The 15,366-nt window shown below is 45.0% G+C and carries 11 protein-coding genes; 4 read left to right on the forward strand and 7 right to left on the reverse strand.

Annotated features, from left to right (window positions below; translation table 11 throughout):
* The first annotated feature begins 254 nt into the window (after positions 1-254).
* Positions 255-4,205, forward strand: a complete 3,951-nt coding sequence (locus tag K6Y21_RS17630; RefSeq protein WP_233073195.1) for a two-component regulator propeller domain-containing protein — start codon at positions 255-257, stop codon at positions 4,203-4,205.
* Between the two features lie 63 nt (positions 4,206-4,268).
* On the opposite strand, the gene K6Y21_RS17635 is transcribed toward K6Y21_RS17630, so the two are convergent.
* From K6Y21_RS17635 to K6Y21_RS17645, 3 genes are all read right to left on the reverse strand, one after another.
* On the reverse strand, positions 4,269-5,186 hold the full coding sequence (locus K6Y21_RS17635) for an alpha/beta hydrolase (protein WP_233073196.1): 918 nt from the start codon (positions 5,184-5,186) through the stop codon (positions 4,269-4,271).
* Between the two features lie 253 nt (positions 5,187-5,439).
* Entirely contained in the window at positions 5,440-6,174 is a 735-nt protein-coding gene (locus K6Y21_RS17640) for a glutathione S-transferase family protein (RefSeq protein ID WP_233073197.1), read from the reverse strand.
* Positions 6,171-6,635: a DoxX family protein gene (locus K6Y21_RS17645; protein ID WP_233073198.1), complete on the reverse strand. Its 465-nt coding sequence runs from the start codon at positions 6,633-6,635 to the stop codon at positions 6,171-6,173. The genes K6Y21_RS17640 and K6Y21_RS17645 overlap by 4 nt, the downstream gene beginning before the upstream one ends.
* A gap of 115 nt (positions 6,636-6,750) precedes the next feature.
* Between K6Y21_RS17645 and K6Y21_RS17650 the strand changes: the two genes are divergently transcribed.
* Positions 6,751-7,632, forward strand: a complete 882-nt coding sequence (locus K6Y21_RS17650; protein WP_233073199.1) for a LysR family transcriptional regulator — start codon at positions 6,751-6,753, stop codon at positions 7,630-7,632.
* 30 nt (positions 7,633-7,662) lie between these two features.
* Here the strand turns inward: K6Y21_RS17650 and K6Y21_RS17655 are convergent, their stop codons facing one another.
* From K6Y21_RS17655 to ohr, 4 genes are all read right to left on the reverse strand, one after another.
* On the reverse strand, positions 7,663-8,250 hold the full coding sequence (locus K6Y21_RS17655; protein ID WP_233073200.1) for a hypothetical protein: 588 nt from the start codon (positions 8,248-8,250) through the stop codon (positions 7,663-7,665).
* A gap of 137 nt (positions 8,251-8,387) precedes the next feature.
* Complete coding sequence (locus tag K6Y21_RS17660) at positions 8,388-8,837, reverse strand: DUF2541 family protein (protein WP_233073201.1); 450 nt, start codon at positions 8,835-8,837, stop codon at positions 8,388-8,390.
* Positions 8,838-9,100: 263 nt separating this feature from the next.
* Positions 9,101-9,487 (reverse strand): DoxX family protein, encoded by a 387-nt coding sequence (locus tag K6Y21_RS17665; RefSeq protein WP_233073202.1) that lies wholly within the window; start codon positions 9,485-9,487, stop codon positions 9,101-9,103.
* Complete coding sequence (gene ohr, locus K6Y21_RS17670; RefSeq protein WP_233073203.1) at positions 9,487-9,909, reverse strand: organic hydroperoxide reductase Ohr; 423 nt, start codon at positions 9,907-9,909, stop codon at positions 9,487-9,489. Before ohr ends, K6Y21_RS17665 begins: the two co-directional genes overlap by 1 nt.
* A gap of 165 nt (positions 9,910-10,074) precedes the next feature.
* Here ohr and ohrR point away from each other — a divergent pair, with 165 nt between their 5' ends.
* Entirely contained in the window at positions 10,075-10,542 is a 468-nt protein-coding gene (gene ohrR, locus K6Y21_RS17675; protein WP_233073229.1) for a transcriptional regulator OhrR, read from the forward strand.
* 528 nt (positions 10,543-11,070) lie between these two features.
* On the forward strand, positions 11,071-15,039 hold the full coding sequence (locus K6Y21_RS17680) for a hybrid sensor histidine kinase/response regulator transcription factor (protein WP_233073204.1): 3,969 nt from the start codon (positions 11,071-11,073) through the stop codon (positions 15,037-15,039).
* Positions 15,040-15,366: the final 327 nt, after the last annotated feature.

The following is a 15,366-nucleotide window of genomic DNA, read 5'->3' on the forward strand; positions in this document are numbered from 1 at the left end:
CACTCACCGATGAACTTGCATACCCAATCAACCTGTAAATTATTGCTGAAACATGCATCTTCAAGTTGATTGGGTATATATGACACTAAGAGGGCCGACGGCCCTCTTGTTCTATCAGCAACGAGCTCTCAATTCGCGGCGTCGTTCGTTGACATTGTGCTAACATATTGCTCCAATTTAGTTTCAGCTAAAAGGTGTTAGCTGACCGCCTCCTGTTCCGGGTTATCCTCTTCTTAAGGCTTGCGTCAAAGGAAATGATGAGAGTTTTTAGTGTATGTTGCTTGCTCTACCTGAGCTTAGTTCAGTCTATTTCGGCTTTGCCCTTTCAGGGGGCTCATTTGATCGAAGCGATTGGCTTAGAGCAAGGGTTAAGCCAAGCGACAGTAGTTTCCATCGTACAAGATAATCAAGGCTACTTATGGATCGGGACTCAAGATGGTTTGAACCGTTATGATGGTAAGCAGATTCAGCAATACCGCTATTCCGTCAACGATGCTAACAGCCTCTCAGGCAACTATATTTCCGGATTAGTGATTGATAGTCAGCAAAGGTTATGGGTTTTGACCCCGCAAGGGTTGAACTTGTACCAAAATGAAACGGATGACTTTAAACGCTTTGCCGTGACCGCAAAAGTGCACCAGCGCAACATTCGAAGCCCGTGGGATCTTAAAGCGACGCAAGATGGTGGCCTTTGGTTAAAAAGCTCCCAAGGGATCAGCCGTTTTGATGCAAACAAGCACACTGAACAAGCATTGATGTTAGCCCCTTCCACGGATCCCATTATTGATTTTAGCGTCACATCGGATAACCAAATTTGGCTACTGTATCACCAAGGCATTGCGGTGAATAAACCAAACCGAGGTCTTTCGCCTTTAGCGTTAACGTTGCAGCCAAATGACAAGCTGATTGCCATTAAAGCTGAGCAAATATCATCCAGCAACATCACGTTATGGCTATTAAGTGAACAGGGCATCTATCGCTATCATGTTGCCAGTCAAACTAGCTTGTTTTACTCGCAAGCCGCACTGGGGATCTCGTCTCGCCTTACCGCGCTTGCCCTTGATAATCTGGGAACGCTTTGGTTAGGGACACGGGCAGGGCTCTATCAATGGGCGCCAACCATGACACAAGCACAAATTATTCACCATCAAATTGGAGAATCTAAAGGCTTAAAAGACGCTTATATTCGCCAGCTTTACTTTGATCGCGCCGGTGTGCTCTGGATCGGAACTCGGTTAGGCGGGTTAAGCCGGTTGACCCCCCAAGCGGCAAACTTCCACTTATATAATCAGCATCAAGGCATGATGCACAGTGATGTGGTGATGGCTATCCATCGCAATCATGATCAAATTTGGCTCGGTTTAGCAGACGGTTCAATTAGCCAAATTAATTCACGCCAGCAAACCGTGGTGAACCTGCGGCCAACGAATCAAGCTGGCCAAGATCTCGGTGTGATAGTGGATATCGAGCAGGATCAACAAGGCAATATTTGGTTTGCTTCTAATCGCGGTTTAGCTCGCTACAGGCAGTCTGATCAGCAATTCGAGTTCGTAGAAGTGAAGGCTCCAAGGGGCGAAGTTGACACGTATATCAGCCAATTATTTATCTTTGATCATCGTTTATGGTTGGCCAGCGCTCAGTATGGTTTGGCGTATTATGAGCCAAGTAGTGAACGCTTTCACTTTATTGACGACAGCGCAGATCCTGCGTTAGCCAGTGTATCAAGTGTGCTGGTCAATGGCCAAGAGACTTGGCTAGGCACATTTGATGGTCACTTGATTCGATTAACGACCAATGGCGCAGGCGGGTATGAATACCAACCCCATGCCCTTAACTTTCTTGGTCAACCGATTAAGTTAGATATCATTAGTCATATTTTTCTCGCTGCAGATGGCGCGCTTTGGTTGAGTAACCGTAATGGTTTGGTTTCCTACCGCCCGGGGCAGGGCGAAGTCACTATCTTGAGTGCACAAACGGGTTATCCGCGTGGTGCTTATTATGAAGTCGTAGAAGTCGGAGAATATGTATGGGTGAGCCAAGCGCACAGTTTGCTCAAGGTGACAAAAAAGGGGGAATTACTTGCGGTTTATGGTCAGGCGCAAGGTTTACCCGTTAATGAGTTTAATGGCGCGAGCTCGGTGGACGGGTCAACCTTGTTATTGGGCAGTGTTAATGGATTACTGGCCGTTGATACTGAGCTGCTTGAGCAAGACGCGACGCCTTGGCCTGTGGTGATAAGTGACATTAAAATTCAAACCATGCATGAGCGTGGGATGAGCACTAAGCAATGGCACAAGGTCGCGCAACCTGAGCAAGGCTTAGTACTTGATTATGATAATGCGACGGTGAAAATTGCCTTTGCTGATCTCGACTTTGGTCATTCACCAACCCATTTTCGCTATCGCTTAATAGGCCTAGACCAACATTGGAACTTAGCGGAGCCACAACATAATGAAGCCATCTATCATCAATTGCCTCATGGGGAATATGTGTTTGAAGTGCAATCCAGTAAAACCCCTGACAAGTGGCATGGTCATAGCAGACAACTTGCTATCCAAGTTGCCACTCCCTTTTGGTTGAGCCATTGGGCATTCGCTATTTACCTTGTCGCGTTTGCGTTACTGATAGTGGGCTATATCCAACTAAAGTTAAAGATGGCCAATAGCCAAGCTAAGCAATTGCGTAGCCAAGTCAAGATGCGCACTAAAACCATAGAGCAACTGCTATTACAACGCGTGAATGCATTTGCTCGAATTGCCAATGAATTGAAAAACCCCCTCAGCTTGATCCAAGCCCCCGTTGCTTATTTAAAACAACAAACCACTCAACCCCAAACTCTTGAACAACTGGAGTTAATTGAAAGCCAAACAGCAAAAGTAATGTTGCAATTGGACCGTTTGGTTCATTTGAGTCAAGCCAACGAAGGCCAATTCTCAATGAGTGAAGGGCACTATGAGCTTGCGCAGCTGGTGCATCAGGTGGCTGAACAGGTATGCCAATCAGCCGACATTAACCCTCAACAACTGCGTGTTCAATGGCGCGGGCCAACCAAGGTCGCCGGCAATTTGGTGCAGCTTGAGGGGCTTATCTTCCAGCTGCTCAGTTATATGATCACGAAAGGGAAAGCCCATGAAGTGATTCACGTTTATGGCCGAGCGTGGGATCGTGAAATCAAGCTTTGGTGTTATGCTAAATCCGTGTTGTTATCGGGCGAACAATTGAGTGGCTCAGCCCTTTCTATTGCAGAGATGAGCGCGACAAACGCGTTGCAGTTGGATGATTTAGGGTTGGCTATTTTATACCAAGCAAGTCGTCAATTAGGGGCGAACATGACGATAAAGCCACATGTAAGCACTCAGTTCAGTTTGATAGAGTTAAGCTTTGCTCATCAAGCTGATGGGGAGCAAGGTGGCGAGTTTCCCTCAATACGCGGTGACCTCCCTTCTTGGTTAAAGCAGCACAAGCCTATTGCTAATCGCTTACCCAAGCTCTTGTTAGCCACTCATGATGTGAGCATGGGGCAGTTTTTACAGCGCCTATTTATTGATGATTATCAGGTTGTGGTGGTAGAGAAACCGAGTCAGTTAGTAAAAGCCGTTAACAAAATCATGCCTTGTGCCATCTTGATTGATTTTGAGCATCCATTAAATCTGTGTCATCAGCTACAGCAGGAGAGTTTGGGCCCCATTCCATTATTGGTATTTGTCACCCAAAGCGACCCACAATTGCGCTTGGCGTTGCTCAATAGTGGCGTGCATCATGTATTAAGTAAACCATTTGAACTGGCAGAGTTCACCGCCATGGTGACCAACATGACGACCAATATGGCAGCCACGCCAACACCGGTCAGCCAACAAGGTGAGCCAAATGATGATGGCGAGCGGTTATTAGAGCGAGTTGAAGCGATTGTTGCGGCAAACTTTGACGATCCCGATTTTAATATTCAAACGCTGTCAGCCTTGTCTGGGTTCAGCATGAAACAACTGCAGCGCAAACTCAAAGTCATCGCCAATGTGACGCCTAATGAATTTTTGCGCAACTACCGTTTGAAAAAAGCACAGCAGCTATTATCTGAGCCCCTCAGTATCCAAGAGGTGGCCATGCGCTGTGGCTTTAATTCACCGAGCTATTTTACTAGCTGCTACAAAAAAGAGTTTAACCAAACGCCTAAGCAAGCACAGGCTCAAGGTGTCGAGTTGGGATAAAGCGGCAGAAAAGTGAGGTGTTGATTGCGCAACCCTGCCGCTATCCATCGAGCTTCTTTGTTATCATTTTAGCATTGATTCTATGGCTGCAACGGTTTGTTGCCATTCAGAGGAGTCAACATTGAGTATTGAAAAATGGTTACTTGATGGCTGTAGTGAGATGGTTTCGACCTGATTTTCCCTAAGCTTAGCGAGATAATTGTTTGCCTGCGAGACGGGCACGACACTATCGTTTTTTCCTTGTACCAACAAGGTTGGCGTCAGGCTGATTTTCATCTGCATAGGGGACGTAATGATGAGCCTTTGGGCAAAATCGTCGCTGCTTGGTTGCACGCCGATTAACCGATTTATGCCGCCCCCACAAGACGTGCGCCAATATTGACCAAGATCTGTGATGGCCGCTAGTCCAACGGTGAGTGCAGGCACAAGGGGTTGAGGATCGTAAAGAGGTTGGCCAACTTCAATTTGATCTCTTAGGCCAGCCCAAAGTGCAAGATGGCCACCGGCACTGTGCCCAGCAACCACTACTTGCTGAATATCAATGGGCAAGGTATCGGCTAGGGTATTCACACTGTTTATGATGGTATTGACATCTTCAAAGGTGCCCGGCCACCCCCCGCCGGTATCGCCCAGAGCACGATATTCCGCGTTGATGGTGACAAATCCGCGACGCGTTAAGTCTTCAGCTAGGGGATCAAAATAGGAATAATCTGCCGTAGATTTAACCCAGCAGCCACCATGTAACAGAACGATGACAGGTAAAGGCGACGGCGAAGTTTCAGTATCAGCAGGCAGCCTTAGGTCGTAAAACTGCTGGCTGTTGGTGCCGTAATAAATGCGCTGATAAGCCGAAAAGCTCAACTGCTCTTCGATTGTAAGGGAGCTGTTTTGATTTGAACCGCTATCGACAGAGGGGGATGAAGATCCGCCCGAATTACAGCCTGTGATGAACAAACAAATCAGCAAAGTAACGTATTTCATATGAAATTCCTCTGACAATGAAATTAAGTTACGAATCTAATGAAGCTAGCGATCTGTATCGGCTCAGAAATAGTGTAATCGGCAAATTAGTGATAAAAATAAAGCGTGACGAGATGTTCAAGGATTCAACTGCCGCAGATGAATGTTATGACAAATATCGCGTCCAGCTTGCTGGCAGGATCATTAGGCAGAGAAAGCGGGTACTTGCGCACCGCAAAGGACCCACTTGTGGTGCTTGAGCCAAAAGCAGCGTTTAACTCGTTGGCACCAAGTCGCTTTCCTGCGTGCAGGCAAGCTTGCCCGAGAGGACGCCATTTTTACGCGCTACAAACGTCAATAATTGAGCTGGGTAGTCAGTGGTAACGGCATTTTGTACCGAGGGTCGCAGTAACAGTGCTTTTTGCCATGCGGTTACTTTCGGCAAGCCGGCCAATAATTGCATTATGTCACTGCATTGACCAGCTTGACCAAGCACCTCAAAGTAACGAAAAACACTGGCGTAAATCGCATCAATAAGGTGAAAACGACTCCCCGCAAAATGCCCATCTTGGTTCACTTCACTTTCAAGTTGTTCTAGTTTTAAACGCAGAGTTACCAGTGTATTGGTGTAAACATCTTGCGCTTGCGTGCTATAAAGCACAGCTATGTTAGCCAGCATGCCTGACGCAAAATCCATCCAGCCCCTGTGCTTGGCTCGGCTCACTGGCTCACTGGGATGCAAGTTTGTCACCGCAATCTCATTAATAAACTCGCAAATTGCCGCCGATTCAAATAACACCTGCTCACCATCAACGACCATCACGGGCACCTTTTCGGTTGGCGAGATCGCACTAAACCACTCAGGTTTATTAGCTAGGTCGATATTAACTCGCTGAACGTCGATACCTGCTTCCTCGGCCGCGATCACCGCTCGCTGTACATAAGGACACAAGGGAAAGCTGATTAATACCAGTGGCGCATTATTTGCTAAAGGGAGTTTACGTTTCATGATAGTTTCCCTCTGGTTAGCGTAACTGAGTTCACTTTACTTTCAAGGGCCCATGCGCCTTCACCAATCAAAGCCTGTACTGCCGCCGCCAGAGTGAGAAACAGTGGATATTCCCAACCGCCCCCGCTGTTGGTAAATAACCAGCCACTTTGCCAGTGTGCCCAAGTGGCCCCCGCCAACACAGGTATCAGCAGCAGAGATGCTAAGCGCACTTTCACCCCCAGTAATAATGCAAACCCTGCCAAGGCTTCGGCGGCAAAAACGACGTAGGCTATAAAGCCTGGTAAACCTAAGGATTCAAAAAAGGCTTCGGTGCCCGGTAGGGTAAAAACAACGAGCTTAAGATAAACGCTATGCGCAAGCAAAATGATGCCTAAGCCCCAACGTAAAATGGTTGCTCCTAGTTGTTCACGGCTGATAACGTGCTCTTCAGCTGTTTGTTTTAGTACATGTGTTGTCATGGTTGACTCCTATTGAACAGTAATTGTGAAACACCGAGTCAGTTTATTGCTTGCTGTATTGCAATAAAATTAGCAAAATATGCAAAATCAATTTGCATATTTGCAAGGTGTGATAATGGATTGGAATTTGTTGCATAGCTTTTTAGCCATTGCCCGTAACGGCAGTCTAAACGGCGCTGCACGTGAGCTAGGGGTTAATCACTCAACTATATTTCGCCGTCTGAACCTGTTTGAAGACACGCTTTCGCTGCGGCTATTTGACCGTTTGCCGCAAGGGTACAAACTGACACAAGCGGGTGAGGAGCTGCTGCGACAAGCAGAGCAGATAGGTGATGCCTTTGATGCCCTTGAGCGACAGTTTACCGGTCAGGATTTTCGCCCTCGTGGTGTGGTTCGTATTACCGCCCCCAATAACATCGCTTATCATTATTTGCCCGCTTGGCTGAGTCAGTTCAAAGCGCTATATCCCGAAATCAAGGTAGAGTTGATTGTTGGTAATCAAGATCTGAACTTAACTCGACGAGAAGCCGATATTGCTATTCGTGCTACGGCGAATCCTCCTGAGCATTTGATAGCGCGGAAACTGGCGGATATCAACTGGGGCATTTACGGTGCGATTGAGTTTCCACCAGTCACGGGGTTTGATGTTAATAGCCTGCGCCATCAACCCTTAATTGGTGCTGAAGGCGCAATGGCAAACTTGACTGCATTTAGGTGGCAAGAGCAGCACTTAAAGGACGCGATTGTCGCCAGAGCGAATGACTTAAACGCAATGGCCGCCATGGCGGAATATGGTATGGGGTTGGCTTTTTTACCTGATGATCAACAAAACCCTAGGTTGAAGCGCCTAGATACCCTAAAACAGGGAAAGCAAAGCCATTTATGGTTATTGCTGCACCCGGATCTACGCAAAGTTGAAAGAGTTAAGTTGCTAGTAAGTCATTTGCAACGTTGTTTTAGCGAAGATCCGCGCTTGTCCAGTAGGGGGGATGGTTGATGGTATGTTCCTTAATTCGGCATAACTCAATTAATGTTGGTCATAGGACGTGATCAACAGTTGCACTTTTTCTCGCCAGCTTAGCGTCAAGTTATCAAACGCAGCGTTATCTCTCGAAACTAATAACTGCTTTCTATTTAATGCTTTATCACTGATTTGTTCAGGTGCCAGCTTATTGATAAGAGCAAATAGTGCCATAAATCTTTTGGCGTCAGAGCTAAAACTGCCCCCTTCTAATTTTAACGTTGCCGTTTCAATAAATGAGTTGTCGAGCAAAGAAAGCGTTGCTGCAATTTGAGGGCTCACCCACGACCCTTTATCTAGGCAAGACCACAACAGTTCAGTGACTTTTTCATTACGATCTATCAGGCAAGCAATAAAACAACCCACAATGTGCGGGCGCCAGTTTTTAACAGACATCAAATTGTGAAGATCAGACACAATATCAGGTGAATTAGTTATCAGAGTTCGCACCTCTTGAATCTCTGAGCTAACAAACTCTTTTCTTAAATGCAGTAAAGCAAGGTAATTTACCTTGGCAACAGTGTAAAATCGTCCTTCACTCTCTTCTTGTGAAAAGAAGCCAGTATTGAAAATAATATCTTCGTTTTGTTCCAATGAGGCTTCCTTTGTAATGTTCGATAGTCTTAACTTCAACTACTTATACTAATCAGTAAAGCTAGGTAGGAGGCTAATGGGCTACCAGTTTCAAATGAGCCCCAATCTGGCTGACTGAGGCATGGGTTTAGGTAGGCTTATTCAGACTTATCTTTTTCGTCGTTTTTACCCATGATGTCGACATGGGCTTTTTTAGATACGCCGAGGAGGGCTAATTTTTGATTGCCCACGGAGTCATAATTTAGCTCAATTTTCTTTAGCTTGGCATCGCCTTTAGGCACGCTAATCACTCGACTAGAAAGGCCTTTGCTCAGTACACCCAGATTATCGACATCTTTTACCGTGCCATCAGACATGTGCAGGCTGATCTTATGCAAATTCACCGTACCTTGGGTACATACCAGCTTGATATGGGTAACGTTTTTCTCGTTAAACTGAGGGGTTACTTCGTCAGTCTCTGATTTGTAGTTCACGACTTTATCGGCAACTTTAAACCAATCGGCAGCCATTGCCGGTAGGGTCGCTAGCGACATTGACAGGATGAGGGCGGCGGCGAACATCGTTGATGTTTTACTTTTAAAAGACATAGTTTCTCCTGAGCGCAGATTTGTCCTTTTAACCTAACTAACAAAACCGTGTAGAGTCATACCCAATAAGCTCAGCAGTAGGTAAAGGTTAATTATTGTAAGGGGTGTTGTTCGATAAACTACTGTTAATTAAGCATATGTTTTCGTGTGTTGTAAATAATACAATTGCATTAAATAGCGAGTGAACAAGCGCTTTTGATATCGAACAAAAAGGCCGCGGTTTACTCGCGGCCAAAGGAGCGGAGATTGAAGTTATTGGGTCGTTAATTTCGCTGAAAACTGGTTTTCCAACTGTGCCCAGCCAGTAGCAGTAGGCCGGCAAAAATCGCTAAGTTTTTAACAAAGTTTTGCTGCTCATGGGCGCCTTCGATACCGCTGAAATTCCAAAAATCATGCAGATTAATGTTTATCAAAAGTACCATAGCGGCAAGGACTAAGGCTGAAATTGCGGTGTAGCGATTAGCCATAATTAGCAAAGCGGCTGCTATTTGCACTACGCCCGCCGCGGCTAATAATAAAGGGATCAGCATCATTTGATGCTTTACCATTAACGCGACATGCATATCCCACGCAACAAACTTCATGATGCCGGGCAATAAAAAGTACAAAGCCAATAAAACTCGGCCTGTGGTGTTCAATGCTTTATCCATTACAGCGCCACACCATTTACATCCAGTGCCACATCGATATTGCCTCTTACCGCGTTTGAGTAAGGGCATACTTGGTGAGCGATGGTAACCAGCTGCTGCGCGGCATCTTGTGCTAAATCTAGGGTCACACTTAGGCTAACCGTTAACCCAAAGCCGCCCGCTTGATTGGCAATCAAACCGACTTGAGCCGAGACGGGAGCCTGTTTAAGCGCTAATTTTTGCTCGCGTGCCACATGTAAAATGGCATTAGAGAAACAAGCCGCGTAGCCAGCTGCGAATAATTGTTCTGGGTTAGTTGCTTCACCTGTGCCACCGAGCTCTTTAGGGTAGCTAAGGCTTAATGACAGCTTGCCATCATCCGTAGAAACCTGACCGTTACGACCTGATAGAGCGGATGCGCGTGTTGAATACAATGCTGACATAATATTTCCTTTGATTGAGTGTTAATGAATTAATGATTGCTAGCAATTAAGTTGTGCGCAATTTGATTTATGTCGCAGTATAGGTCGATCTGGTTTTATAATGCAACTATATTGTGTGCAATTTAATTGTGTTGCTCTTTTTACGAGGAATTTGCTATGACCGACATGCAAGCCTGCGACGCCACTAAGGCGGATTTAGCGGCAACCGAAACGGGTGAATTATTACTGCAAAATCAAGTCTGTTTTTCCTTGTATAGTGCCGCCAATGCGATTGTTCGCGCCTATCGCCCTGTGCTCGACGCTATCGACTTAACCTATCCACAATACCTTGCCATGTTGGTGTTATGGGCCAACGACGGCATTAATGTAAAAGACATGGGGACTCAGCTACATCTGGATTCAGGTACGCTAACCCCATTATTAAAACGCCTTGAAACAAAAGGATTGCTGGATAGAAGACGAGGGGCAAATGATGAGCGGGTGCGTGAAATTTGGTTAACCCAAGCCGGTAAGAAACTCAAAGAGCAAGCGAGGGATATTCCCAATACCATGTTTTGCAAAAGTGAGCTGCCCCTTGAAGAGCTTATCGCATTAAAGGCAACGTGCGATAAGCTGTTAAGCAAGATAACCTGATCTCAAGAAACGGGCCAAGTAACAGGGCAAGTAACAGGACAGGCACTTTGTATAAGTAACAGTGGGCCAAGTAACAGAAGTAACAGGACAGGCACTTTGTATATTCTTTGTATATTTAATCATCACAGTGCTTTAGCTGTGAATTATGAGGGAAGTGGGCAGTTGAACTTCTCCGTTTAGGCAGGCTCACTCCTGCTCGAGACAATAAAGTAGACACCAGAGCGGGTTCAAATGGATTGGTGCTCAACTTTGAATACGATAGCTTTAATCAGCTTGAGCGTCAGCATGGAAAGGTCATGAAACCCGTTTGGTGGTTAATTCTCCATGCTCCATTAATTCCCAAAACGCCAGTCATAGAGCGCTCAAAAATGAGAGCTACTCCTATCGAGTAAGAGCCCACATAGATCGCAATAAAGCATTTCAGTCATTGCGCCATTTCGCAACATTCAATTAACATACAATGTTCTAAATCTAAGCAGGATACTAGTGTTATCCGTGGTGAATAAAATGTTCTCAAGGATGAGACAGATGGTTCAAGCAAAATTCGCCTTTATTGCACTCATGCTATTGTTTACAAGGCCAATTCATAGTTCGCCTCATTATAGCTTTGCGAATGTGTCATTAGGCCAAGGCTTAAGTCAAGCTAGCGTTAACTCCATCGTCCAAGACGATACCGGCTTTTTATGGTTAGCAACACAAGAAGGGTTGAACCGTTTTGATGGACATCGCTTTGAATCGATTGCTGCGGGAGTATTATCAAGCCAATTTATATGGCGAATAGCGAAGGGCCGCAATGGCCATTTATGGGTGTTAACGGCTAGTGGTCTTGATATTTACGATCCGAATACTCAATCTGTTGTCCGTCGTTTCAGTCCTGAACAAATAACGGGCAGCCATGCGGGCTATCTCATCCGTAGTATTCTTATTGATGGCGATCACGCCTATCTAGCGGGAAGAGGTGGGGTTTATGTTGTTTCTGAAGAGGGGGATGTAACAAACATTGCAGCAGTTGCTCATCTTAATAAGCCCACCCTCGATGCTTACATGGTTGCGAAAGATGGTTCAAACACACTTTGGGCTGCGACCAATAAAGGTCTCTATTATTCAATAGCACAAAGTAACGATTTTGTGCTTTTTTCTAGTGATCTTAGCAAAGAAGATCTTAATGCCACTTGTCTCACTGCAACCAACCACCTTGTCTGGGTCTGTACCGAAAGCGGAATTTATCAAATTGATACTCAAACTCAAGGAGTGCGCTACTTTTCACATAAAACCTTGCAGTTAGCCAACCCAATACAAATCTTGTATGAAGATTCAGCTGGGGTTATTTGGCTTGGGTCTAAAGCGGGGCTTTTTCAGGCTGATTTTATCAAGCAACAAGCATATCCCATTGATGTGGGAAGCAATCTCTCTCAGTTAATGATTAGCGCGATTTATGAAGACAAAGCTGGGAACTTATGGGTTGGCAGCCAGCTTCATGGCGCCTTTAAACTATCTAACTCTGCGCGATATTTTAACTTGATGGATGAGAAGGATGGCTTATTAGACAGCTCAGTGATGGCGCTAAATAAATTAGATAACAGTCAGTTACAATACTTCACCGCAAACAGCACCTATAATTTGGTGTCAACAGATGGCCAAGTGATCGATAAAACAATATTAACGACAACCAATGGCAGTAAGCTTGGCGTTATCGTTCATACCTTACGATTTAATGATAAGACTTGGTTAGCGGGTGACTTTGGTATCGCCACGCTATCGCTGCAATCTAATCAGGTTACGTCCTATGATCTAGCTCACTTTGGTCAGGTGGACAGGCGTGACTTTGTCAGCGAGTTGATGGTTTTTAATGGCACACTTTGGGCGTTTTCTTTTGAGTCTGGTTTGTTGAGATACAGTCAACACACAGATCAATTTTTACCATTTAAGCCATCTCACTGGCCAAGCCATCAGCCCTTTTTAGCCAAAGTCAGTAGCGCAACGCAAAACAAAGACAAGCTCTGGTTAGTCACGGTTGATAATCAGCTTATTGAGATGGATAAAAGCAGCTTTCAACTGACGGAATTAGCCGCTAGTGGTGCCTTGGTATTTGACGGGGTTTATGATCATTTAGTTGATCGCTCTAACCGTGCTTTGTGGCTTGCTAGCCGCTCGGGTGTTATTCGTTTTGATTTAAATACGAGACAGTTTCAATCAGTCAACGCCTCTGTTGGCTCAGGCCAAGCCCGAGCCGCTTATTCGGTGTTTGAAGATGAGTATGGAAATATTTGGAGTAATGCAGGGGCTAGCTTATTGCACATTGACCCTAATAGTTTGCAAATAAAGCGCTACACATTAGCTGATGGTATGCCTATACAAGAATTTAACGCTAAGGCAAGTTTGCCACTGTCAAACGGAAGATTTTTGATGGCTGGTATCAATGGTTTGTTAGAGGTTGATCCCGCGCTCGTCTACCAAAATGACAACAGTGCTTCAGCCCAAGTGACCCATATCGAAGTAAAACAGGCAACAACAGTGCGCAATGATGAGTCGCCTTGGCTTGCGGTGCCATTTCGTTATGAACAAGCGCTTCAGTTAGAGCAAGATTCCGCTATTCGGTTACATTTTGCTGATTTTACATTTAATTCTGCCACACGTTTTCGCTATAAAATGCAAGGGATTGATAGTAGCTGGAACTATACCGAGCTCGGTCAGCATTCGGTCACTTATCACCAATTACCACCCGGGAACCACACTTTTGTTATTGAAACTGAAAGTAAAAGTGGGGAATGGCGGGGCAACCAAAAGCTGATGCTAGGGGTAAAGACTTATTTTTACCAAACAATTTGGTTTAGTTTGTTAGTCGGTTTGCTGCTCATTATGCTGGGTGCGCTGATTGCACGTTCAAGAGCCCGCTATTTACAACAGCAAAATTTTAAACTTGAAAGTAAAGTAGCCGCGCGCACTCAAGAAATTAAAGCCATGCTGGATCAGCGGGTTCGTCTGTTCGCCAATGTATCCCACGAGTTTCGCACGCCTTTAACCCTTATTCTAAGCCCGTTAACGTCAGCCCTGTCTGACAATGCTCCAGCAACTATCAGCCAAGCTCAGTGGACCGTAATAGAAAGAAACGCACGCCGTTTACTTTTAATGACAGACAAGTTGCTCAAACTGACCCAAACCGGAGCCAGAGAGGCCACGGCGGTGACGCCGCTGGATCCGGTGATGCAGCACATTAAGTTGCAGTACCAAGATTTAGCCCAACACCAGCAAGTGCAAATTTGCTTCGCGGGACAGGAGGGTTATTGTGTTGCCGCCAGTGCGGATGAATTACAGTTGATTATTCAGAATGTGGTGAGTAATGGGATCAAGTATAATCGCCCTGGGGGCCATGTTCAGGTTAAATGGTACGTTAATAATGACATGCTAGTCATTGCGGTTGCAGATGATGGCTATGGCATAGATGAAGCAGATGTCGCCCATATTTTCGAACCCTTTTACCGTGAAAAGCAATCTCGGCATCCTGATATAACAGGCACCGGGCTAGGGTTAGCGTTGGTGAAGGAAACTTTATTGTCCATTGGCGGCGACATAACCGTTGAATCGACCTCAGATCAAGGCTGCGAGTTTATTATTAGTTTGCCTCTTGCTCAGTCGCAGCAAGCTGATATGCCTTGTTTTGAGTTACAACCATTAACAGAGCCTTCACCCTCAGCCATAAGCCCACCTATCCATTTACCGAATACAGCAACAGATATAGAAGATATCTTGTTAATTGTTGAAGATAATGTTGAGTTATCCGATTACTTGGTGTCTGTATTTTGCAATCATTATCAATGCTTAGTGGCCAGTGACGGCCAGCAAGCATTGGCGATAGCCACTGATACTATCCCAAACGTGATCTTATGTGATTGGCAGATCCCAAATTTAACTGGATTAGAAGTCTGTGATGCTATTCGTGACAATGATAAAACCTGCCACATCCCCTTTTTATTGGTCACCGCTAAGGTTGATGATGATTCTCGAAAGATGGCGCTTGTGCATCAAGTAACGGATTTTATCACTAAGCCATTTGATATTGATGAACTGAAACTTAAAGTCGATAACCTAAACGCCCTGACTCATGGTTTTTCAGCTGATAAAAACGCGACAGCCAACGTACTGGGTACCCACCATGATCTTAAAGATAAAGACCAAGAGTTCGTTAACAAACTCGAGCATATTTTTAAGCAGCATTTTCATGATAGTGACTTCAGTGTGGTGCAATGTGCAGAACAAATGTTTATGAGCAGTAAGCAGCTGCAGCGCAAAATTAAAGGGCTGTTAGGCGTGACGCCGAGTGAAATGTTACGAGAGTATCGATTACAGCAGTCGAATGAAATTTTACGCTCTGGTATTGCTATATCAGAGGTGGCCTTCATGTGTGGTTTTAGTTCGCAAAGCTACTTTAGTACTCTCTATAAAGCCCGCTTTGGTATCACGCCGAAAAAATATCAGGATCAAGTCGAGCGAGGGTAATTACCTCGCTGATATTGTTTTCGAGTGCTGAATTGAATAATGATAAACTCTAAGTTATTGAATTTAAGCGCCATAAAAGAATCTTGTATGTCTTTCTATATCTTTGAATGGTAACCACTCAGTGAACTTTAATGAGTCATTTTGTGTTGAGATTGGCCCCTTCATCAGTAGAAAAATGACAAATGTATCTTAAGCCTCATTTATGACATTTTGTCGTTTAGTTTTAAAAAATCGTCCTCTATTTGAAATAAATGTTGATGCCCTTTATCTACGCTAACTGGGCTCAAAAGAACAATGACGTTCTGATTGAGCCCTCATTAGAATTGA

This window comes from Motilimonas eburnea, assembly GCF_021295345.1.
GTDB classification, from domain to species: Bacteria; Pseudomonadota; Gammaproteobacteria; order Enterobacterales; family CBDFNC01; genus Motilimonas; species Motilimonas eburnea.

Excerpts from the sequence above, each read along its gene's own strand:
- K6Y21_RS17630 (WP_233073195.1), top strand. The coding sequence starts at position 255 with ATGATGAGAGTTTTTAGTGTATGTTGCTTGCTCTACCTGAGCTTAGTT.
- K6Y21_RS17635 (WP_233073196.1), bottom strand. The coding sequence starts at position 5,186 with ATGAAATACGTTACTTTGCTGATTTGTTTGTTCATCACAGGCTGTAAT.
- K6Y21_RS17640 (WP_233073197.1), bottom strand. The coding sequence starts at position 6,174 with ATGAAACGTAAACTCCCTTTAGCAAATAATGCGCCACTGGTATTAATC.
- K6Y21_RS17645 (WP_233073198.1), bottom strand. The coding sequence starts at position 6,635 with ATGACAACACATGTACTAAAACAAACAGCTGAAGAGCACGTTATCAGC.
- K6Y21_RS17650 (WP_233073199.1), top strand. The coding sequence starts at position 6,751 with ATGGATTGGAATTTGTTGCATAGCTTTTTAGCCATTGCCCGTAACGGC.
- K6Y21_RS17660 (WP_233073201.1), bottom strand. The coding sequence starts at position 8,837 with ATGTCTTTTAAAAGTAAAACATCAACGATGTTCGCCGCCGCCCTCATC.
- K6Y21_RS17665 (WP_233073202.1), bottom strand. The coding sequence starts at position 9,487 with ATGGATAAAGCATTGAACACCACAGGCCGAGTTTTATTGGCTTTGTAC.
- ohr (WP_233073203.1), bottom strand. The coding sequence starts at position 9,909 with ATGTCAGCATTGTATTCAACACGCGCATCCGCTCTATCAGGTCGTAAC.
- ohrR (WP_233073229.1), top strand. The coding sequence starts at position 10,075 with ATGCAAGCCTGCGACGCCACTAAGGCGGATTTAGCGGCAACCGAAACG.
- K6Y21_RS17680 (WP_233073204.1), top strand. The coding sequence starts at position 11,071 with ATGGTTCAAGCAAAATTCGCCTTTATTGCACTCATGCTATTGTTTACA.